The sequence below is a fragment of the Arthrobacter sp. QXT-31 genome, from assembly GCF_001969265.1.
Classification (GTDB): domain Bacteria; phylum Actinomycetota; class Actinomycetes; order Actinomycetales; family Micrococcaceae; genus Arthrobacter.
The window spans coordinates 1,180,882-1,200,520 of the sequence record NZ_CP019304.1 but is presented as its reverse complement, the minus strand read 5'-3'; the positions used below and the strand labels follow the sequence as shown (position 1 = coordinate 1,200,520).

The 19,639-nt window shown below is 65.6% G+C and carries 22 protein-coding genes and 1 pseudogene; 7 read left to right on the top strand and 16 right to left on the bottom strand.

What is annotated here, in order from left to right; genetic code table 11:
* Positions 1–28: 28 nt before the first annotated feature.
* The 6 genes from BWQ92_RS05400 to BWQ92_RS05375 form a co-directional block, all read right to left on the bottom strand.
* Positions 29–1,057, bottom strand: coding sequence for a biotin-dependent carboxyltransferase family protein (locus BWQ92_RS05400; RefSeq protein WP_076798628.1), 1,029 nt, complete (start codon positions 1,055–1,057; stop codon positions 29–31).
* A complete protein-coding gene (locus BWQ92_RS05395) occupies positions 1,044–1,832 on the bottom strand; it encodes a carboxyltransferase domain-containing protein (RefSeq protein ID WP_076798627.1) in 789 nt (262 codons plus the stop codon). Before BWQ92_RS05395 ends, BWQ92_RS05400 begins: the two co-directional genes overlap by 14 nt.
* A 45-nt stretch (positions 1,833–1,877) precedes the next feature.
* On the bottom strand, positions 1,878–2,681 hold the full coding sequence (locus tag BWQ92_RS05390) for a LamB/YcsF family protein (RefSeq protein WP_076798626.1): 804 nt from the start codon (positions 2,679–2,681) through the stop codon (positions 1,878–1,880).
* A gap of 101 nt (positions 2,682–2,782) precedes the next feature.
* Positions 2,783–4,132, bottom strand: a complete 1,350-nt coding sequence (locus BWQ92_RS05385; protein WP_076798625.1) for an MFS transporter — start codon at positions 4,130–4,132, stop codon at positions 2,783–2,785.
* A 48-nt stretch (positions 4,133–4,180) separates the two neighbouring features.
* Positions 4,181–4,813, bottom strand: coding sequence for an RraA family protein (locus tag BWQ92_RS05380; RefSeq protein WP_076798624.1), 633 nt, complete (start codon positions 4,811–4,813; stop codon positions 4,181–4,183).
* Positions 4,814–4,971: 158 nt separating this feature from the next.
* Complete coding sequence (locus BWQ92_RS05375) at positions 4,972–5,517, bottom strand: gluconokinase (protein WP_076798623.1); 546 nt, start codon at positions 5,515–5,517, stop codon at positions 4,972–4,974.
* Between the two features lie 142 nt (positions 5,518–5,659).
* Here BWQ92_RS05375 and BWQ92_RS05370 point away from each other — a divergent pair, with 142 nt between their 5' ends.
* Positions 5,660–6,610 (top strand): 2-hydroxyacid dehydrogenase, encoded by a 951-nt coding sequence (locus BWQ92_RS05370; RefSeq protein WP_076798622.1) that lies wholly within the window; start codon positions 5,660–5,662, stop codon positions 6,608–6,610.
* Between the two features lie 230 nt (positions 6,611–6,840).
* Positions 6,841–7,176 (top strand): LuxR family transcriptional regulator, encoded by a 336-nt coding sequence (locus tag BWQ92_RS05365; RefSeq protein WP_236783113.1) that lies wholly within the window; start codon positions 6,841–6,843, stop codon positions 7,174–7,176.
* A gap of 28 nt (positions 7,177–7,204) precedes the next feature.
* Here the strand turns inward: BWQ92_RS05365 and BWQ92_RS05360 are convergent, their stop codons facing one another.
* The 6 genes from BWQ92_RS05360 to BWQ92_RS24705 all read right to left on the bottom strand — a co-directional run bounded on the left by BWQ92_RS05360 (position 7,205) and on the right by BWQ92_RS24705 (position 12,120).
* On the bottom strand, positions 7,205–7,873 hold the full coding sequence (locus BWQ92_RS05360; RefSeq protein WP_442856746.1) for a hypothetical protein: 669 nt from the start codon (positions 7,871–7,873) through the stop codon (positions 7,205–7,207).
* Positions 7,874–8,028: 155 nt separating this feature from the next.
* A complete protein-coding gene (locus BWQ92_RS05355) occupies positions 8,029–8,460 on the bottom strand; it encodes a DUF3592 domain-containing protein (RefSeq protein ID WP_076798620.1) in 432 nt (143 codons plus the stop codon).
* Positions 8,461–8,537: 77 nt separating this feature from the next.
* Positions 8,538–10,109, bottom strand: coding sequence for a serine hydrolase domain-containing protein (locus BWQ92_RS05350; RefSeq protein WP_076798619.1), 1,572 nt, complete (start codon positions 10,107–10,109; stop codon positions 8,538–8,540).
* 821 nt (positions 10,110–10,930) lie between these two features.
* Positions 10,931–11,302 carry a glycerophosphodiester phosphodiesterase gene (locus tag BWQ92_RS24570; protein ID WP_335633101.1) on the bottom strand — a complete coding sequence of 124 codons (372 nt, stop codon included), beginning with the start codon at positions 11,300–11,302 and terminating at the stop codon, positions 10,931–10,933.
* Positions 11,303–11,438: 136 nt separating this feature from the next.
* A complete protein-coding gene (gene bfr, locus BWQ92_RS05335) occupies positions 11,439–11,930 on the bottom strand; it encodes a bacterioferritin (protein WP_076798618.1) in 492 nt (163 codons plus the stop codon).
* A complete protein-coding gene (locus BWQ92_RS24705) occupies positions 11,917–12,120 on the bottom strand; it encodes a (2Fe-2S)-binding protein (RefSeq protein WP_076798617.1) in 204 nt (67 codons plus the stop codon). The genes bfr and BWQ92_RS24705 overlap by 14 nt, the downstream gene beginning before the upstream one ends.
* A gap of 401 nt (positions 12,121–12,521) precedes the next feature.
* On the opposite strand from BWQ92_RS24705, the pseudogene BWQ92_RS24700 reads away from it, so the two are divergent.
* From BWQ92_RS24700 to BWQ92_RS05310, 5 genes and pseudogenes are all read left to right on the top strand, one after another.
* A pseudogene (locus tag BWQ92_RS24700) lies at positions 12,522–12,602 on the top strand (hypothetical protein); the annotation flags it as partial.
* A 10-nt stretch (positions 12,603–12,612) separates the two neighbouring features.
* Positions 12,613–12,936, top strand: coding sequence for a transposase (locus BWQ92_RS23955; protein WP_236783112.1), 324 nt, complete (start codon positions 12,613–12,615; stop codon positions 12,934–12,936).
* A 350-nt stretch (positions 12,937–13,286) separates the two neighbouring features.
* Positions 13,287–13,640 (top strand): metal-sulfur cluster assembly factor, encoded by a 354-nt coding sequence (locus BWQ92_RS05320; RefSeq protein WP_236783111.1) that lies wholly within the window; start codon positions 13,287–13,289, stop codon positions 13,638–13,640.
* 482 nt (positions 13,641–14,122) lie between these two features.
* On the top strand, positions 14,123–15,679 hold the full coding sequence (locus tag BWQ92_RS05315; protein WP_076798510.1) for an IS1182 family transposase: 1,557 nt from the start codon (positions 14,123–14,125) through the stop codon (positions 15,677–15,679).
* Between the two features lie 409 nt (positions 15,680–16,088).
* Positions 16,089–16,622, top strand: coding sequence for a flavodoxin domain-containing protein (locus tag BWQ92_RS05310; protein WP_076798616.1), 534 nt, complete (start codon positions 16,089–16,091; stop codon positions 16,620–16,622).
* Between the two features lie 19 nt (positions 16,623–16,641).
* Here the strand turns inward: BWQ92_RS05310 and BWQ92_RS05305 are convergent, their stop codons facing one another.
* From BWQ92_RS05305 to BWQ92_RS05295, 4 genes are all read right to left on the bottom strand, one after another.
* Positions 16,642–17,592: an SAM-dependent methyltransferase gene (locus BWQ92_RS05305; protein ID WP_076798615.1), complete on the bottom strand. Its 951-nt coding sequence runs from the start codon at positions 17,590–17,592 to the stop codon at positions 16,642–16,644.
* Positions 17,593–17,644: 52 nt separating this feature from the next.
* Complete coding sequence (locus BWQ92_RS23470; protein WP_157365107.1) at positions 17,645–17,794, bottom strand: hypothetical protein; 150 nt, start codon at positions 17,792–17,794, stop codon at positions 17,645–17,647.
* Between the two features lie 143 nt (positions 17,795–17,937).
* Positions 17,938–18,801 carry a sugar phosphate isomerase/epimerase family protein gene (locus BWQ92_RS05300; protein ID WP_076798614.1) on the bottom strand — a complete coding sequence of 288 codons (864 nt, stop codon included), beginning with the start codon at positions 18,799–18,801 and terminating at the stop codon, positions 17,938–17,940.
* A gap of 93 nt (positions 18,802–18,894) precedes the next feature.
* Positions 18,895–19,632, bottom strand: coding sequence for a potassium channel family protein (locus BWQ92_RS05295; protein ID WP_236783110.1), 738 nt, complete (start codon positions 19,630–19,632; stop codon positions 18,895–18,897).
* Positions 19,633–19,639 lie beyond the last annotated feature (7 nt).

The window sequence follows — 19,639 nt, the reverse complement described above, 5'->3', positions numbered from 1 at the left end:
GGCTGGGTCAAGCGCCCCTTTGTCGGGCTCAGGCCGCGGCTGGGGCGGCGGCCAGCACGGACGCGTGCGGTAGCCGGACGGCGGAGAACAGGCTGCGGACCCGGTCCTCGAGGGCGGCGAGCAGACGCTGCTGTTCGCGGTAGCCTGCGACCGCTTCGTCGTTGCTGACCCAGCGGAAAGTCATCTTCTGGCCGGGGCGGGCCTGGCCCAGCATCGGCAGGGATGCCTTGGTGGCGAAGGCGACGATCGGGTAGCCGGCAGTAAGCGTCCGGTACCGGCCCAGAATGATGAGTTCGTCGCCGTGGGGGATCTCGAACGCGCCGATGGGGACGCCGTGAGACACGATTTCGCCGAGTCCCTCCGGATGGACCACGGGGCCGTCCAGCCGCAGGCCCACATGGTTCGATTTGGCGGTGACGGTGTATTCGCGGGAGGCCAGCAGGTCCGTGATGCCGGGTGCGGCGGCCGTTTCCGGGCCCTCGACGATGTCGATGCGCCATGTGCCCGGGCTGAAGGACGGGACGGGCACGGGCAGCCGGAAGAGGGGCTGGGACAGGTAGGGATGCTCAAACCCCGCATAGCTGCTGGTGAGCTGAAGATCCTGCCCGACGCCGATCTGCTGCGGAAAGCCCATGCGCGCTTCCGGTGCGGCGCTGCCCATGAAGAGTCCGGTGGCGAGGGACCCGCTGAAGGCCAGGTAGTTGCGCATACCGCCCCGGGCATTGGCGATGAGCACCCGCGCGCCGGCGGGGACGCAGACCGGCTCCCACATCGCGGCGGCCTCCCCGTTGACGGTCACGTCCGCAGGGGCGCCGGTGACGGCGAGCAGCACCGGAGCGTCTGGAATGAAGCTGAACCTGCCGCCCATGATCTCGATGCACGTGGCGGAACGGAGGTTCCCCACGAGGATGTTGGCCACCGGCGCGGAATGCTGGTCGGCCGCGCCTCCGCAAGGCACGCCCATGTACTCGGAGTGTTCCCGTCCAAGGTCCTGGAATGTCGAAAGCCAGCCGGCCTCCCGGATCTTCAGCCCAACAGTGAGTTCAGCGGTTGCCATCGGTGGTCTCCCTGGAAGTTGATGCCCGGAGGAACCGGCCTTCGAGCGCGTCCCAGTCGCTTTCCGGGATGACCCGGAAACGCACCCGGTCACCCGGGATGTAGGACGTGGCCGGGTCTTCCCGGATGTCGCACACGGTCAGCGGGGTGCGGCCGATGACTTTCCAGCCGCTCGGGCCGGGGAAGGGCTGGATGATGGCGCTGGTTCCGGCCACCATCAGCGATCCAGGGTCCACGTTGGTGCGCGGTTCCCGGCAGCGGCTGACCTGGCCGGGGAACGGGAGGGTCCCCATCATCGGAGCCATCGCGGACGCGAGCAGGTTGATGGAGAGCTCCGTGGTCTCCAGGATCCCCAGCACGGCCTCCTGGCTGATGCCCAGCTCGTCCGCGACGCCGGGAAGGTCGGGGGAGAAGGCCTCACTGACCACTACCGGGATCTCGAAGAATTCGGGAGAGCGTCCCGGGGCGCCGCCCGCAGCAGCGCTGCCGACAGCAGCGCTGCCCGCAGCGGCCAGCCGGATGGTCTGCGCGAGCTGGCCGTGGCTGACGGCCAGGCAGTCGAACTCCACCAGCACCGAATCCACGCCGGCCACCACGTCCAGCAGCCCGTGCGGCTGCAGTTCGAACACCAGCTCGCGCAGGCGGCGGCTTCCGGCCTGGCGTTCTTCCGCCGTGCCGGAAGCCGCCTTCAGCATCAGCGCCGAGTCGCCGAACGGTGTCGCCTCGATCTCGAATAATCGTTGCGTCGGCTGCTCGGGCGCTGGCTGGGTGTTCATGGTTCCTTGGTTTGTATCAGGTGTGCAGGTGGTGAAGGTTAAAAACTAGGCAGCGGCCCGGCGTGCCTTCTCGGCGAGGACTTCCTGGAGGCCGGTGGCCGTGATGCCGGCGGCCTCGAGCGCCTTGCGGAGCGCGGTGCCGTTCTCGAGGACCTGCGGATGGTCGCCGTGGAGGAGGACCACGTCGGCGTCGTGCCCGAGCGGAACCACCTTGCCAGTGACGGCGCGGACGGTGCCTTCGGTGACCACCTGGACCACGCGGCGGCCGATTTCCTCGGGGTCGTGCAGGAGGGCGCCCTCGGTATTGCGGGAGACCGGCATGCCGTCCTCGCCGTAGCCGCGGTCGGCCAGGAACACGTAGCCCACCTCGAGGCCGCGCTTGCGGGACTCATCGGCCAGCAGACCGTTCTGGCAGATCACGATGTAGGAGGGGTCGTAGGCCTTGATGGCATCGGTGATGGCGCGGGCGTGCTTGGCGTCGGTCTGGGCGATGCTGCCCATCCGGCCGTGCGGGGCCACGTGGCTGATCTTGCCGCCGTGGATGCGGGCGAAGGCGTCCAGCGCACCGATCTGGTAGAGGACGTCGGTGCGGATTTCCTCTTCGCTGGCCTCGATCAGGCGCCGGCCGAAGCCCACCAGGTCGGGGTAGCCGGGGTGCGCGCCGAGTTCGATGCCGCGCTCCACGCAGGACTTCACCGTGGCATCCATGACGCGCGGATCGCCGGCATGGAAGCCGCACGCAATGTTGGAGGCCGTGACCAGGCCCAGGAGGGCTTCGTCGTCGCCGATGGTGTAATTGCCGTAGCTTTCGCCGAGGTCTGCGACGACGGCCACTGAATTGATGCTCAAGGTTTGCTCCCGGTGGTTCAGATTGTGGTGCTTATAGTCCGACGACGGCGGCCGGCCGGCTAGGGCGGCAGGCCGCCGTCGTACGTTTTTGCAGTTGTTGCCTAGTGCGTCTGCAGCGGCAGTCCCTTGGTTTCCTTCAGGAAGAACACGGACACCAGGGTAATGATGGCGGTGCCGATGGCGGCGTAGGCGGGGACCATGCTGTTGCCCGTTGCCTTGATGACCTCGGTCATGACCAGCGGGGCGCTGCCGCCGAAGATGATGGTGCTGATGCTGAACCCGATGCTGTAGGCGGAGTAGCGGACGGTGGTCGGGAACATCTCGGTCAGGACCGTGTGGACAACCGCGGCGTGACCGGAGAAGGCGATGGCCATAACCACGGTGGCGACGCAGGCCAGGACCATGTTGCCGGTGGTGATCATCGCGAACATCGGGTAGGACACCACCGCCATGAGGACCGCGGAGAGTGCCAGCACCGGCTTGCGGCCGATCCGGTCGGAGAGGCGGGCCATGAGGGGGATCGAGATGATGATGGCGATCAGGCTGAAGGCGGTCACGGTCAGGGCCTGGACCATGCTGAAGTTGTTGCCGCTGCCCAGCTGGGTCTTCAGGTAGGTGGGCATGTAGGCGAAGAGCAGGTAGTAGCCGGGGCCGTTGACTGCCGGGAGGAAGATGGTCAGCGCGATGGCCTTGAGGTGGCGCTTGGACGTCAGGGCTGCACGCAGCGGGTTACGCTCCACCTCATTGCGTTTGCGCAGTGCGTCGAAGTGCGGCGTGTCTTCCATCTTGGAGCGGATGTAGTAGCCGATGTAGCCCAGCGGCAGGGCGAACAGGAACGGGATGCGCCACGCCCAGCTTTCCATGGTGGCGTCGCCGAGGGTGGTGATGAGTGTTGCGGACAGTGCGCTGCCGAACAGGAGGGCGCAGAAGGAGCCGACGGCGATGAAGCTCATGCTGAAGTTACGGTGCCGGTTGTGGGCATACTCGCCCACGAAGGCCATGGCGCCGGCCACTTCACCACCGGCGGAGAAGCCCTGCAGGATGCGGAAGAGGATCAGCAGCGCCGGTGCGGCCCAGCCGATGACGGACGAGGACGGGATGAGGCCGATGCAGGCGGTGGCGCCCGAGATGAGCAGCAGCAGCATGGCGAGCAGGTTCTTTCGTCCCAGCTTGTCGCCAAGATAGCCGCAGATGACGCTGCCGAACGGGCGGGCCAGGAAGCTCACCAGGAAGCCGACGTTCGTCAGCAGCAGGGAGCCGAGGTCCTTCGAGCCCATGATGTTGATGGCCAGGTACGTGGTCAGGAGGCCGTAGATGCCATAGTCGTACCACTCCACGAAGGAGCCCATGGTGCCGGCGAAGGTTGCCTTGCGCACCATCTTGCCGTCAGCTGTGACGACCTGTACTTGAGCGGTGTTGAGGTCCACTGAATCCGTCGATGAATTAGTCATTGGAGTTCTCTCAGTCTAGGAGGGTCCCTGTTGCGGGAGAAGCTTGGATTAGCTGTATTCGCGCGTGACTTCGGCCGTCATTTCGGCCTCGTGCGCGGCGACTTCGATAACGCGTTCCAGGATTTCCGCGGCGCGGGCCTGGGGGATGATGACGACGCCGTCGTCGTCGGCGGCGACGATGTCGCCGGGGGAGCAGACGATTCCGCCGATGGCCACCGGTTCGCCGATGACGCCGGGGCCGTTCTTGAACGGGCCTGCGGGGGTGGTGCCCCGGGCGAAGACCGGGAACTTGATTTCGGTGATGGTGGCGCGGTCGCGGATGTAGCCGTCGATGACGGCGCCGGTGGCGCCGGCGGCCTCGAAGCGCTGGGACAGCTGCTCGCCCACCAGGGCGCGGTGCTCGTGGCCGAAGCCGTTGATGACCACCACGTCGCCGGGCTCGATGTAGTTCAGCGCCTCGATGACGGCCGCGTTGTCGCCCGCCGCACCCAGGACCGTGAGTGCCGAGCCGACGCAGCGTGCGCCGGCCCAGACGGGGTTGATGTTGCCGTCCACGAGGCCGAGGCGTTCCATCGCGTCGCCGATGTTGGCCACCGGGAACTTCTCGAAGGCCTTGACCAGCTCACGGGACGGGCGGGTCCACTGCGCGGTGCGGACGGTGAGTTCGAGCGTTGTTGCCATGGGGGTTCAGCCTTTGGTTCTGGAGGGTGGAATGCACTGGCGGATACTTGAGATGCCAATCACATATGAGAAAAGTTTCGCGTTTCTTTTTCCATCCGTCAACCCTTTTCTGTTTCCGGGATGTAAAAGGTTGCGGGCGGGGCCTGCGGGGGTTTTGATTAGGCGACTGACCGGCTGGCGGTGGTGCCGCCGTCGTTTGTTAGCGCCAGGTGCACCTGCTCCACGAGGGTGGCGGGGGACTCCCGGATGTCCAAAAGGATGTGCGGTTCGTCGGACTCGAGGGGCTCAAGCGCGGCGAGCTGGGAAGCGAGCATGGCTGCCGGCATGAACTCGTGCTGCCGGCCGGCCACGCGGCTGGTCAGCGTTTCGGCGCTGCCCGTCAGGTGCAGGAACAGCACCTCGCCCCCTGCGGCCCGGAGTTGGTCGCGGTAGCGGCGCTTGAGGGCGGAGCAGGCCACGATGATACCGCTGCCGCCACCGGCGCCGTCCCTAAGGGTCCTGCCGATTTCGGCAAGCCAGGGGTGGCGGTCGGCGTCGTCCAGGGGAATGCCCGAGCCCATCTTCTGCTTGTTGGCGGCGGGGTGGAGGTCGTCCCCGTCGATGAATGTCAGGCCGAGCCGCCGGGCGAGCAGGCTGCCCACGGTTGACTTGCCGCAGCCCGATACGCCCATCACCACAATGGGTGGAAAAGTCGTCTTCGTCATTGATGAATCCTTCCGGCGGCACCCTTGCCACGCCTGCGTCTGGATGCGATGATGATCGCATATGAGAAAAGTTTCGCAGATTCGAACCGGGTGGTCAACAGGGCCTTTCCCGCGGTCTGCCACTTCCGACAAAGGACTCCGAATGCCTCCCATCAGCACCGTCAGCTTTCCTGACCAGGACCTCCTCGCCCGCCTGTCGCCGCTTCCGAAGGGCATCAAGGGAGCTGTGTGGGACCTCAAATCAGACCCGGAGGACGTCGCCCTGGCGGAGATTGACGCCGTGGTCCTGCCCTACCTCAATGCGGGTGCCGTGTTGGGTTCACTCTCCAAGGCGAGCAACCTTCAGCTGGTCCAGACGCAATCCACCGGTTACGACGGTGTGCCGGAGGCTGCAGGTCCGGCGGCCGCCGTCGCCACCGCTGCCGGGGTCCATGCTGCGGCGACGGCGGAACTCGCTGTCGGGCTCATCCTGGCCAAACTCCGCGGAATCGATGCCGCGGTCCGGGACCAGCAGGCGGGCAACTGGAATCCGCAGCGCCGCCCATCCCTGGCGGACCGCCGGGTGCTGCTCCTCGGCGTCGGCGGGATTGGGCACGAAATCGCCAAGCGCCTGTCGCCGTTCGAGGTGGAGCTGACGAGGGTGGGCAGCAGTGCCCGCTCGGACGAGTACGGCCAGGTTCACGCCGCCGCGGACCTTGTTTCCCTGGCCGCGACGCATGATGTCTTGGTGGCCGTGACGCCGCTGAGGGACGCGACGCACAAGCTGGTCAACGCCGAAGTCCTGGCTGCTATGCCGGACGGCGCCCTGGTGGTGAACGTGGGGCGCGGGCCCGTGGTGGACACCGAAGCCCTGACCGCGGAGGTGCTTTCCGGGCGGCTGCACTGCGCGCTCGACGTCGTGGACCCGGAGCCGCTGCCCAGTGACCACCCGCTGTGGAGGTCCGAGAACGCGCTGATCACACCCCACGTCGGCGGCAACGCCTCTGCGTTCGAACCGCGGATCGTCAAGCTCCTGGCCAGCCAGTTCGAAGCCCTCGCCGCAGGCAAACGCCCGGCAAACCTGGTCCAGGAAGGCCCCTTCGCCGCCGGCTGAGCTTGTCGAAACCGGGTCCCGCTGGTTGAGCCTGCCGAAAGCCAGGCTCCGCCGCGCGACGAATCGCCAAAAATGGCCGCTGGAGACGCAATCAGGCGGCCGTTTTTGGTAAACCGGCGCCGAGGTTCAGTGGCTCCGGCGGAAGCCACCGGATACCGTTCTGGCAAGACCGTTTACTAGAACGGCATCTGGGTACCGTAACTTCATGCAGAAGATTATCGATCGACGCCTTGGCAAGGCAGCAGCTCGAGGCCGCCGTCGCCTCTCCCAACGGGCGGGCGGCAGACACCGTCTTCGGCGGTCATGAGAAGGTACTCCGCCAAACAGTGATTGCCATGAAGGCCGGCGTCCAGCACAGCGAGCACCTGAACCCCGGGGAGGCAACCCTCTTCGTCCTCCACGGATGCATCCGGCTCCTGTCCGACGAAGCATCGTGGCAGGGAAAGCCCGGGGACCTGCTGATCGTCCCGGACGGACTGTACAGCGTCGAAGCCGAGGAGGACTCCGCATTCCTCTTCACGGTGGGCAAGACCGACGCCGGAACCGGAGCCTACGAAAGCCGATAAGAGGAGTCGGGGTTCAGAAGGCCCCGGTTCAGGGGACCGGCATGACGTGGACGATGATGACCTGCACGTCCTTGGAACCGTCGTAGCGAAGGTCGTAGTTCACCAACAGGCCCGTGGCGTAGCCCGGCTGAATGGAGAAGTCGCTCTTGCCGCCAGGATCCCGCTCGGTGGAGGTGATCCAGTTTTCGGCGGATTCATTATCAATGCCGTAGCGCTTGACCCCGTCACGGATGAGCTCGGAGAGCTCCTCCGCGGATCCGGCGGTCAGGAAGTACGTGACGGAACTGAAGTCCGTCCGGGTTTTCCCGGAAAGAAAGCGGAGCCTGTCCGTCTGCGCGGTGATCTCCCCGGTCGGTCCCACAATCGTGAGATCGATCTTGCCTGCGCCCTTGGTGTTGACCTCGGGCCCAAAAACTTCGCCTGCGCCCACCTTGACGGCGGACTTCTCCAAGGTCCCGGAGCGCATGTCCAGCCGCGCAGTCTTGCTCGCCTTGATCTGTTCCACGCCGGCCTCATCGAGAGTTGAGAAGGCACCCGGGGCAAGGGTCGCCGTCGTTGTGGGCGTCCTCGGCCCGCTCGTCACGGTGCAGCCGCTCAGGAGAAGGCCGGCCGCCAGCAGAGCGGCAACGACCGGAATGTTCTGTCGGCGACCGCCAGCCCGGTATTGCCTGGAGTTGAGACGTGCCGTGCTACTCACAAAATCCCCCTGTTGCTGTGTCATCTGCCGCCGAGTGGTCAATGGCGAGGAGGCTCAGGGCGGCAAAGAGACCTTTTAGCTCTCCAGATATGGCGGCGAGGAATCTTTTTCACAAAGTTGCTCCGGGTTCTCTGTGGTGGGTGGCGGGAAGAGGGTCAGCCCAGCGGAAAGACGCCAATGAACCAGAACAGGACGACGGCGAAGACTGCGAAGAACGCTATCAGGCAGCCCAGTGTGGTTCTCGTCTGGGAGGAGACGTGGAATGACTCGTTGGGGTTGGCCGGGTTGTAGGCCACCTCTATCGGGGATCCCGGCACGGGCTGCTCGGCAAACGAGACCTCGGATTCACCGGTGAAGGGCGTTCCGTGCGGGCCGATGAACTGGTACCTGGGCCAGAAACGGCGGTTCCGCGTCATGTTGCCGGTGCCGCCGCTCCAGCCGTCCCGGCTGCCGGTGACGGTGGCCTGCACACGGGGCCAGTCAGCGGTCCGCAGTTCGTGGCGCCTGGTCTTTCTGACCGTGTGGACGATGGAGTAAGCGGCGCCGGCAACGAACAGTGCCCAGATAACGTACAGCACGATTTTCAAGAGACCCCCAAGCTCACCCAGCAGTATATGTTCATCGGCTGCTCCGAAATTGCCGTTATGGCGTCGCAAAACGGCCGTTATGGAGCAGCCGATCGGGACAGTGAGCGGGCACGCACCTCGGACAGCAGCCAGACCGTCCGCGCGAGCGGCCAGGTGAGGGCCAGGGCGAGCGCCGGCACCAGGGTGATTCCGACGTCGGGAAACTGGTAGACAATGACGGGCAGCTTGGTATCGAACCGGGCCGGGGCATAGATGAAGCACAGCCACAGCACGAACGCGTCGAGGGCGAGCGCGGCGACTGCTCCGGCCAGGGGCCGGCACGGGCGACGGGCCGCTGCGGACCGGCGCCGCAGGACGGCGAGCGCCAGGTACAGGCTCAGCAGCTCCGCCAGCAGCAGCGCCAGCGCCACCGCCCAGCTGTAGCGCTGCAGCCAGTCCTCCTCCAGCACGGCAGGCTCCGGAGGAAGCCCGTGGAGTATCCGGAGGACGTTGGCATCTATTGCCCGCAGACGCGAGGGGGCGGAGGTGTCATTGCCGTTGATGACCAGGGCGAATCCGATGCCGGAGGACGGGACCATGGCCACGTAGGTGTGCGAGTTGCCCCATTCGCCCTGGTGCTCCACCATCGGCAGCGCCCCATTAGCCGGCCCGGCGGATCCCGACAGCGAGAGGGTGTACCAGCCCATGGCGTACCCCGTGAAATCATCAACCCGTGTCCGCCGCTCGAGCAGGGCGTCCACACTCTCCGGCCGGAGGATGCGGCCGTTGCCGGTCCGGCCCTTGTTCAGGAGTGCGATCAGCTCCCGCCCGAGGTCCTCCGCCGAGGCGTACATGGTGCTGGAGGGTACGCCGGCGGCGGGCGCAGGCACATCGGTCTGGCGCCAGAAAGAACCAAACCACAGCGAATGTCCGGCCGCCATGTTGTCCGCCTCGGCAGCTGACCGCGCGGTGTGGCTGTGCGCCATGGCCAGCGGCCCGAAGACATTCTCCTCCATGTACTCCCCGAACGGCTGGTTGGTTACCGTCTGCACCAGGAGGCCAAGGATGTTGTAGTTCGCGCTCGCATAGCGGAACGATTCACCGGGGGTTCCGGCCAGAGCGGAATCCGACAGGGCGCGCACGCTGTCCTCGAGGGCCGCCGGGCCCTGGGCGCTGGAGGCTTCGAATGCCGTGTCCGTGGACGCCATGCCGCTGGTCTGGTGCAGCAGATGGCGGACGGTGATCGCGGCTGAACGGCTGTCCTTCAAGATGAACCAGGGCAGGTAGGTCCGCACCGGCTCGTCCAGCCGCAGCCTGCCGGCCTCCACCTGCTGCATCACGGCAATGGTGGTGAGGGTCTTGCTGGTAGAGGCGAGCAGCACCGGCGACTGGATAGTCATCGCGCGCCCCGAGTCATCGGCGCGGCCCAGAGCCGCGGCGTGCACCTGCCGGCCGTCCCTGACCACGACCACCGCGGCACCGGGAATCCCGATGGAATCAATCCGGTCCTGCAGAAAGGCGTCCACCAAAGCGAAGGACTCGTCGCTTGCCACCGGCGGAGGCTCCGGCGGCACGGGAGGCACCGGCGCCAGCAGGCCGGAGCCGGTGAGCAGCCCTGAAGCCAGCAGGCACACCAGCCAGCGGCGCGATGACCTCTGAAGAATTCGCATGGCCGCACCTGCCCTTGGGCTGTCCGTGACTTCACGGTAGGGCCAGCCCGGGTAGAAGACAATAAGTGGAAACAGCGCATATTGCCTGCTGCACCAAGCAACCCCGAACCTTCAGGAGACAGAAGACCCGATGAGAGTCACCACGACCACGCTCGAAACGCTTGCCCCGCCGACACAGGAGGCGCGGGCCTTTCCCGAGGAAGTCCGGTTGGACCGGGCAGTCGCCGTGTCCCCGGAGTACGCGCGGTTCCTCTACGGGCTGGTCGGGGGTCCATGGCACTGGACTGACCGGCTCGAGTGGTCCAGGCAGCAATGGGCCGACGAGCTAGGTGTCCCCGGTGCTGAATTCTGGATCCTCTACGGCGAAGGCGTTCCCCTCGGCTACGTGCACCTGCACCCAACGCCCGCCCACCAGGGCACGGACATCGAGATCCGCTACTTCGGCCTGACGGAACAAGCCATCGGCCCGGCCTCGGCGGACGCCTCCTGGAACACGGGATTCAGGCGGCCTGGTCACTTTCGGAACGGTTCGAACTTCCGCCGGTCACCAGGGTTTGGGTCCACACCTGCACCCTCGACGGACCAGCTGCCCTCGCCAACTACCAGGCCAGGGGCCTCGTTATCGTCGGTGCGGAAGACGAGGACCAGGACGTCGACGTTCAGCCCCTCGGCTCCTGGGTCTCGACCGGCGGACCTGTCGGCGCCGGCCAACACTCAGCTGACCAACACTGACCTGTTCCGGGACTGCTTCCCGGCCCGCCCGCAGAGTGCGGGCCGCCCCCATAAGGGAACAGCCCGCCGTCGTACGTTCTGGCTGGAAGCTACAGCGAGTAAGCCTTCGGCAGCTTGTACCCGCGTTCCGCCATGAGGGTGCGCAGGCGGGTGGGGTAGTCGGTGATGATGATGCCGTCCACGCCGAGGTCCATCAGCTTGGCCATGTCCGCGGTGGTGTTCACGGTCCACGGGATCACCGGCAGGCCGAACTCGTGGGCTTCGGCGATCATCTGCGGGTGACGGAGCGGAACGTGGGCCTCCAGCGACTCCTCCGTCCACTCGCCGCGGCCGCCGCGGTGCGACTGCAGGTCGAACGAGCCGTTGCTCTCGTTGGTCTTGATGGCAGTTTCTTTCGCCGTGGGCGTCGTCGTTCCGGTAGCGTTCGACGACCGCTGTCCGGATGCTCCTATGGGAGTCAAATCGTCTCCGACAAAAAGCCTCAACGCATGAAGAACGCTCGTATCCCGGTCCAGACCGTCGTCTCGGAACCGTCTTCTCGATCTTGGTCTTAACGTCGCGCCGCTTCCCGCATCGACTGACCGGCAGCCGGCCGGGTCAGCCCTCCGGGCCGGTGCCGGCCGCGATGTGCTGGGCGAGGTACGCCTCGACGCCGACGCGTTCGATCGCGTCGAGCTGCCCCTCGAACCAGTCCACGTGCTTCTCCTCGTCGCGGACCATCTCCTCGAAAACCGCGGCGGTGCCATGGTCACCGAGCTCGTGGCACTCCTTCGCCGAGGCGTTGAACTGCTTAACGGCCGCCTTCTCGCTGGCGAGCCCGAGGGAGAGCATCTCTTGCGCCGTCTCTCCGACGGTGATGGCTCCCAGCTTCTGTAGGTTGGGATGGCCGTCGAACAGGAGGATCCGTTTGATCAGGTCGTCGGCGTCGCGCATCTCGTCGATGGACAGGTCATAGAAAACCTTGCCGAGTGTGCTGAGGGCCCAGTTGTCGAGCATCCGGGCGTGGAGGAAGTAGGTGTTCGTGACGGTGAGCTCCAAGGTGAGCGCGTCGTTGAGGAGCTCTGTGACCCGTGGGCTAGCTGGCTGCACCGTCGACCTCCAGGAATGCTTGTTCTTGCTCCCGATACTGGCACAGCAGTGCCTTCACCGTAAAGATGCAGGAACCGCAATCCTGGGCGGCCCCGGTGCTGCGGCAGACGGCCCCGAGCGAGCCGGCGCAGTCAGCGAGGGCAGCCTGGATGTCACGGTCGCTGACGACCTTGCAGTGACAGACGATCACGGTGCCCTCCTTCCTCCGGGTTCCAAGGTTAGGGAAGCCTTACCTATTTGTCCATTCGGGGATGCGGCATGCGCCCGGTGGGGCAGCCGTCGGTCTCTTGTGGGCCATCTCCGCACGCCCTGTGCCGCTCACGCTGGCGACGAAGACATCAACAGACCGCCCGGCGACACCATTACCGACGACGCGGCCGGGCCCCATAAACGCGAATGTAGTAGGGATGGGATCCAGATACGCCTGAAACCTGCCGTGCCCGCCGCACTTATCGGTCGGTGGGGAGGGTGTTGATGGAGTTTGGCGGTCGGTTTCGGATGGTTTTGTGTGGCGGCGGGTGGTCTCCGGCCGGGCGTGGCCCATGAGTTCGGCGACGAGCACGATGTCGTGGCCCTCGCGCACGAGGTTGGTTGGCCGACCCGGCCTACCGGCGCAAGATCTCGCTGCAACTGAATAAAGGAGAGTCACTGCACGCCCTGAAACGGGATCTGCTCTACGCCCATGAAGGCACTATCCGGGCCCGTCACCTCGAACAACAAACCGAACAGGCAGTGGTGCCTCACGCTTGTCACGAACGCCGTGGTGACCTTTACAACGGGATACTACGGCCTGGCAGTGGAATCGATGCGCCGGACCGGGCGGCGCATCGATGAAGAGGTGCTTGCCCACATCTCTCCGGCACACAGCGAGAACATCGACTTCTTCGGCGCCGTCGACGTCGACGCCGACGTCGACGTCGACATCGAAGGCGACATCGAAGGCGACCTGGCCCAACTCGGCCCCACCGGCTACCGGCCGCTACGGGTACGCGACACCCTCGTCTGACCCCGGACAGCAGTGCCGAGGACGCGTGTTTTCAAGGAGCCGCTTTTAAACTATGATCACAGGATGGTGGTCGCTTAGGTTAGGCTTACCTTGCTTCGCAGTAGACTGTAGCAGGAGTGTTTGAGCTACATGACAAGCGCATGACGTAATGGAAGAGCCTGTTTGTAGACACTCGACGCGGATCTTGTCCCCGACGTGCAGCCGAATCTCGCGGGGCGACACCCTGCTGGGAGTTGCTCAATTTCAGGTTCAGACTGCAGAAACTGCAGAAGTGGACGGCCGGCGCCTTGGGTACCCGCCGGGCTGCGGCCGCTACGCGGTAGCAGCGTGCCACGGCATAAGAAGGAACAGTGTCTGAGGCAGAGATCAGCCCGAGAACTGCAGCAAACTCCGTCCCGACGCCCCTTGAGGATGTGGAGGAAGCCCTCAAGGAGGTTTTTGACCCGGAACTGGGAGCCAATGTCGTCGATCTCGGGTTCCTTTACAGTCTTGAGTATGGGCAGGGCAGCATAGTGGTGATCACAATGACGTTGACCTCGGCGGCCTGCCCTTTGGCCGAGGTCATCGAGGAGCAGGTTGGCAGAGCGCTGAACGGCGTTGTCCAGGAATGGCGTTTAAACTGGGTCTGGATGCCGCCCTGGGGACCGGATCGAATCACCGAAGAAGGCCGAGAACAGATGCGTACCTTTGGCTTCAAACTCTAGGATCCCGGTACAAGCTCCCGGGGTTTGAGGGCGGGATTTTTCAGGCTGGACGCTACCAACGGGAGTTGGGCTGCTTCTCTTCGGTGGTTTGCCGTGGTTGATTGATCCATGCGGGGCTGGGTGGCGGACTCCACCACTCAGCCGGACGTAACCGCACCCCAGCGGGGCGACATCGCCTCCTGCACTTTTTCAACGTCAAACGTTATGCGGAAAGCATGTCAGCCGCAGCTCCTTTTTGCAGAAATCTGTGTCGACAAGCGTGGAGCGCTCTCCTCTGGGAGGCGCCTTGGCGTTAGCTCTCATCTTGCGTGGATTGCTGGGTCAGCCATTGCCGGTATGTCGTCGCGAGGTCATCATTGCGGATCAGGCCTCGTTCGAGGCGGGATATGACGGAGGGCCATTGGCCTAGGAGCGCGCTGAATATATCGTCACGGTCTGGCGTGCCTGCCGGGTTTTCGGGGCCGGTGATTAATGCTGGTGTCATGCAGGGTCGCGAGGATGCTCAGCGTGGGTATTTGGATGTGGAAGCGCTGGCCGGGGAGTTGTTGGCCCCGGGCAGCGTTTTCGCGTTTTTGGCAGAACATCGGGGGAGGTTGTTCCCGGATTCGATAATGGAGGATCTGTTCCCCTCCGGGCGGGGGCGTCCGTCGGTGCCGGCGCCGGTGATCGGCTCGGTTCTGGTGCTGCAGGCGTTGCAGGGGCTCTCGGACCGCGAGACCGCGGAGGCGTTGACGTTTGACCTGCGGTGGAAAGCCGCCTGCGGGTACGGGCTGAACCAGGCCGCGTTCCATCCGAGCACGTTGACGTATTGGCGCCGGCGGCTGGCCGCGTCGGGGAATCCTCACCGGGTCATGGAAGCGATCGCGGAGGTCGTCGCGGAGACCGGAATCCTGAAAGGCAAGCGCCGCCGGGCATTGGATTCTACGGTCCTCGATGATGCGGTGGCCCGGCAGGACACGGTCACTCAGCTGATCGCCGGGATCCGCCGCTTCGGCCGGGACGTGCCCGGTGGCAAGGACCTGATCGCGGCCCACGGCACCGGGTATGACTACACGCGCACCGGCAAACCTGACATCGCCTGGGATGATCAGGACGCCAGGGACGGGCTGGTCTCGGCGCTGGTCACGGACGCGCTGGCGCTGCTGGCCGCGGTCGATCCCGAAACGCTCGAGGGCAAGGCGGCTGATGCGTACGCGCTACTGGCCCTGGTAGCCGGGCAGGACGTGGAACCGGCCGAGGATTCGGACGGGACCGATGGGCGGTGGCGGATCGCGCGCAGGGTCGCCCCCGACCGGGTGATCTCGACGGTGGACCCCGATTCCAGGCATGCCCACAAGACCCGGGAAGAGCGCCGGGACGGATACAAGGCCCACATCGTGATCGAACCCGATACCGGTCTGGTGACCGCCGCGATGATCACGAAGGCCGCGGGCGAGGGCACGTCCGATGCGGACGCCGGGGCGATGCTGCTGGGCCAGGACGGGACGGTCACCTCAGACGTCCAGGTGTTGGCGGACTCTGCCTACGGGACCGGGGAACTGCTCAGGACCCTCGCCGCGGCCGGACACACCGCGTTGATCAAGCCCAAGCCCTTGGCCAGGGCTGTCGAGGGCGGGTTCACGATCGATGATTTCGCCTACGATCAGCTGGCCGGGACGCTGACCTGCCCCAACGGGCTGGTCCGAACGATCACCGCGAAGGGCTATGTCACGTTCGGTGCAGGCTGCGCCGGTTGCCCGCTGCGCTCCCGCTGCACGACCGCAACCCGGGGCCGGAAGATCGAACTGCACCCGGAGCACGCGCTGATGCGCGAACACCGCGCCGCATCACGTGCGGAGGGGTTCCACGCCGACTACACACGCCACCGCCCCATGGTCGAACGCTCCATCGCCTGGCTCGTGAAAGACAACCGGCGCCTGCGCTACCGCGGTACGACAAAGAACCACGCCTGGTGGCAGCTGCGCATCGCCGCAGTAAACCTCAAACGCCTCCTGAACCTCGGTCTCACCAACGACAAAGGATCATGGGCCATCGCATGAGGGACACACTGGACCCCGGGAAGGACCCGGAAAGGCTCTTCCTGGGTCGGATACACGGGCCCGAACCGACGACTGGCCTCCAAAAGAATCCGCTCCGACCACCCGCACATGCCTGAGAAGCCGGGCAAAGCGCTCACGCACCCGCCCAACCCCTCAAAAAGCCCCTAGTTCAGCAGTCTCCTAGATGGCCGGGGCGGCCGCTGCGGTCAGGACTTTGCGCATGGTTTTGGTTCCTCCCGGAAATCGGTGGTCGGCGCTGAGCCGCCGACCCGTTCACCCTAGGGAGGCCAGGTGGCCTGCCGCCTGCGGGAAGGTGGCGGCGAGGTTAACTGCATCGAGGGGCCAATGTCCGGTTCCTGCCGGCGCATCTTCCAATCACAATGGGGGTAGGAGAAGCAGGAGGCCCGCCATGACTGTTCTTGTTGCCTATGCAAGTGCGCTGGGTTCCACCCGCGAGATAGCCCAACACATTGCCTCACGCATGGAGGCTGCACGGGCCGGCGTCGAGTGCCGGTCCGTGGACGAGGTCGATTCCGTCTCCGGCTACGGAGCAGTCGTGGTCGGCAGCGCCATCCATAACCAGGCGTGGCTGCCCCCAGCCCTGGAATTCCTCGCACAGCATGGACCCGAGTTGGCCAAACGGCCTGTTTGGGCCTTCAGTGTGGGGATGTCCGAGGGTCTGCCGAAACTGTTCCGGGGTCGTGGCGCGGTCCTGCAGCAGCAGCGCCTGGAACAAACGCAGTTCCAGGCAGTTCCGCTTCGCGGCCACGGTCTGTTTTCGGGTGTCTACGAGGCAAGCCAGTTGTCGGCCCCGCTCCGGGCACTGTTCCGCCTCGCCGGCGGCCGGTTCGGGGATCTGCGCGACTGGGCGGCCATCGATGACTGGACGGACGGGATCACAGCTGAACTCGCCAAACCCGCATCGCCCCGCCCTGAGGCATGACCCGGCAAAGCAGCGCGGGCTACGGCAGCCAGGCGGTCACGAAGCCGCCCCGGGACTGGTCCTGGCCCTGGGGATCCGGAGCCGAGCCGGACTGCCCTGTCTCGCGAACACCATCTGCGGAGCCAACGGCGGGATCCAGCGACAGCACCCTGCCGTATCTCGAACACAGGTCCGCCACGCTGTGCCCGGTGCAGCGCCAGCCGGCTGCTTCAAGCAACTCAACGGGGTCCGGCGGATCAGCCCGCGCCAGCAACTGACTCATCGGCAGGCCCGTCTGCTCACTGAACTCGCGCAGCTTGGCCTCGATGTCGTCAGTCTTCGGCAGGGGCACGGCCCGCTCGATCACAGCCCGGGACCGCGGCGCCGACAAGGCTGCAACCTCCCCCAGCGCCGCATGTTGGGCGGCGGCGTCGAGGTACGGCAGGAGGCCCTCAAGAACCCAGGTGGCGGGCTCCTGCTGATCAAAGCCGGCGGCCAGAAGCGGCTCCCGCCACGGCAGGGAGAGATCGGCGGGCAGGGAGATCAGATCGCATGCAGGCTGCGCGGAAAGGCGGGCCAGCACGTGTGACTTGAATTCCAGGACGTTGGCGTTGTCGACCTCAATGATCCTGGACCCCGCCGGCCACTCAAGCCGGAAGGCCCGGGTGTCGAGGCCCGCGCCGAGAACCACGGTCTGCGCCGGAGGTGATCCAGACTGCAGGAAATCGTCGATGAACCTGGTCCGCATCCCGATGTAGACGGATGCCAGCAGGAGCGGCTGCTGCAGCGGGGGAGCGGCCGCCGGGTCGGCGGGCCAGAGCGTGGGCAGGTCCAGGTGGGAGCGGGCGGCCACCACCAGGGCTGAAGCGAAGGGATCGCTCACGAGCGGGTCGGGCCGCGACGTTTCGACGGCACGGCCCGCAGCCACCGCAAGTGCCGTCAGCGGCAGCCCCTCGTCCTCGAGTGCTGCGCTGCTGCCGAGCTCTGCCATGGTTGCCCTTCCGCCTGTCGGACCGTGTTGGCGAGCTTACTCCGCCGGCCCGTCAGGCCTGCGTGGCGCTGTCCCACCAACCTTCCCAAGGCGCGGAAGTGAGCTTGCCCTGCGGAAAATCACTACTCGGTCCGGCTTCCGCATAAGAGGAGTTGCCGTCAATGCGCGCGGTAAAAAACAGGTTCAAGGTATTCCAAAGCATGGCTAGTTCCTTTCAAGTGACCTGCGGATGAACCGCTCTTAGGTAGGAATTAGCGTAGCCACGGCATGTTTCGTGGCGTCGATCCAACGTTTCGCTTTTGTATCCGTCTACTCACACGGCAATGCAGAACCCTTGCAGAATGGTCAGGCCAAAAGCATCCGGACCGTGTTGCGCAGCGTGGAGGCAACCAAGGTGTCCTCGAGTTCGGCCACCTTGTCGCAGAAGATTTCCGGGCAGTACCAGCCGTCGTAGCCGGTGGCCTTGCACGCGTCGATCCACTCCTGCAGCGGGATGTTGCCTGCACCCGTCCAGACGTTCCGGGAGATTGACTGGTCAGGGATCTCACCCGGGGGCACGTGCAGGCCGTCGCACACGTGGACGGCCGCGATCAGGTCCGCCGGCAAGGCAGCGATGTCCTCGGGGGTGTCGCCGGAGGCCCAGAAGTGCCAGAAGTCGACGCACAGCTTCGCGTTGGGGCGGTCGATGGCTTCGAAAATCTGCAGTGCCTGGCTGAGGCGGTTTATAGGCGACCAGGCCAGCGGCTCCAGATAGAGGCTGACGCCGTGGTCGGCGGCGATGTCCGCGGCCAGGGCGACCCGCTGTGCGGTCTCGGCGAGCGCTTCCTTGTCAGCCATGCCCAGGGCACCGCGGAAGCGCAGGTCATCGTCGCCGAGTGAGCCGGCGCGGAACTCCTTCACCACCCGCACGTCCACCGGGCCGGTGCACATCTGCACGAACGGGGCTCCGACGATGCTTGCGACCTCGGACAGCCGGATGGCGTCGCGCTTGAACTGCTCGTCCGGGGCCTCCTGGATGGCGCCGACACCCGAGACCGGGAATCCGTCCAGCAGCGGCACCAGATCATGTCCCGTGTAGCCGGCGTCGAGGAACCGGAACAGCTTGGGCGTCTGGAGTTCGACGGCGTCATAACCGGCCGCCTTTGCCACCGCAATGTCCCGGATGGTGGTCCCGTGGAACGCCGCCGTCGAATTCATGGAGATCTTCATGTTTACCCTTCAGGAGTGCGTGACCAGGTGCGCGAGGCGCGTCGCAACTTTGTTAGTTTGTCAGTACATATCAAGGGTGTCAATGGAGCTTAGCTAGCGGGTATTCGACTCCCGGTCCCGGCGGTGCCTGTGGTGCGTGGAATAGTGTTCGAACACCTCGGACGATGTGGTCCCGGCATGCCCGAACCTGCCCTGCAGATCCCTGGCGAGATCCTCGAGCGCGGCCTCCAGCATCCGCCCGGCAAACTGCAGATCGGGGTGGTCGCTGGCCTTGGCTTCCGAAGCAAGTTCCTGGGCGTAGGTGACCGTGGCGGCCAGGGCGCGGCGGCGGTTCAGGGCGGGATACATCTGGAGGATCCAGGAGACGGTGGCCGTCAGCAGGCCGAACCCGGTGACTGCCTGGGCCGCGGAGGCGAGCCTGAGCAGGGGATGGCCTGCCACGACCTCCCCGAACCCGACGGTGGATAGAGTCACCATGGAGATGTATGCGGCTTCGAGGAAATCGGCCTGCCGGGGAACGCCGTCACCGTAGATGAAATGCTCCGGCAGATGCGGGAGGTAGAGCAGCGCCCATCCCAGGACAGCCATGGTGGCCCAGGCGCCGATGACGGATGCCATGGCCACGGGAGCCGCGATCGACGAGGCGCCGCCGCGGGTCAGCTTGGACAGATGCCAGCAGCCGCGCATGATGGTCCTGCACACCGGGCCGGAACCGTGCGGGTAAAGCAGCGTGTAGAAGACGTTGACGAGCATCAGCAGGATTAGCCCGGCCCCCGTCACGGTCCACAAGACGTCCCAGAAGTCCATGGCCTCATCTTCGGATTCCGGCACGCCGCCC

What these genes read in the sequence shown, in the direction of transcription:
- BWQ92_RS05400 (WP_076798628.1), bottom strand. Translation starts at nt 1,057, where the DNA reads ATGGCAACCGCTGAACTCACTGTTGGGCTGAAGATCCGGGAGGCCGGC.
- BWQ92_RS05395 (WP_076798627.1), bottom strand. Translation starts at nt 1,832, where the DNA reads ATGAACACCCAGCCAGCGCCCGAGCAGCCGACGCAACGATTATTCGAG.
- BWQ92_RS05385 (WP_076798625.1), bottom strand. Translation starts at nt 4,132, where the DNA reads ATGACTAATTCATCGACGGATTCAGTGGACCTCAACACCGCTCAAGTA.
- BWQ92_RS05380 (WP_076798624.1), bottom strand. Translation starts at nt 4,813, where the DNA reads ATGGCAACAACGCTCGAACTCACCGTCCGCACCGCGCAGTGGACCCGC.
- BWQ92_RS05375 (WP_076798623.1), bottom strand. Translation starts at nt 5,517, where the DNA reads ATGACGAAGACGACTTTTCCACCCATTGTGGTGATGGGCGTATCGGGC.
- BWQ92_RS05370 (WP_076798622.1), top strand. Translation starts at nt 5,660, where the DNA reads ATGCCTCCCATCAGCACCGTCAGCTTTCCTGACCAGGACCTCCTCGCC.
- BWQ92_RS05350 (WP_076798619.1), bottom strand. Translation starts at nt 10,109, where the DNA reads ATGCGAATTCTTCAGAGGTCATCGCGCCGCTGGCTGGTGTGCCTGCTG.
- BWQ92_RS23955 (WP_236783112.1), top strand. Translation starts at nt 12,613, where the DNA reads ATGAAGGCACTATCCGGGCCCGTCACCTCGAACAACAAACCGAACAGG.
- BWQ92_RS05315 (WP_076798510.1), top strand. Translation starts at nt 14,123, where the DNA reads ATGCAGGGTCGCGAGGATGCTCAGCGTGGGTATTTGGATGTGGAAGCG.
- BWQ92_RS05310 (WP_076798616.1), top strand. Translation starts at nt 16,089, where the DNA reads ATGACTGTTCTTGTTGCCTATGCAAGTGCGCTGGGTTCCACCCGCGAG.
- BWQ92_RS05305 (WP_076798615.1), bottom strand. Translation starts at nt 17,592, where the DNA reads ATGGCAGAGCTCGGCAGCAGCGCAGCACTCGAGGACGAGGGGCTGCCG.
- BWQ92_RS23470 (WP_157365107.1), bottom strand. Translation starts at nt 17,794, where the DNA reads ATGCTTTGGAATACCTTGAACCTGTTTTTTACCGCGCGCATTGACGGC.
- BWQ92_RS05300 (WP_076798614.1), bottom strand. Translation starts at nt 18,801, where the DNA reads ATGAAGATCTCCATGAATTCGACGGCGGCGTTCCACGGGACCACCATC.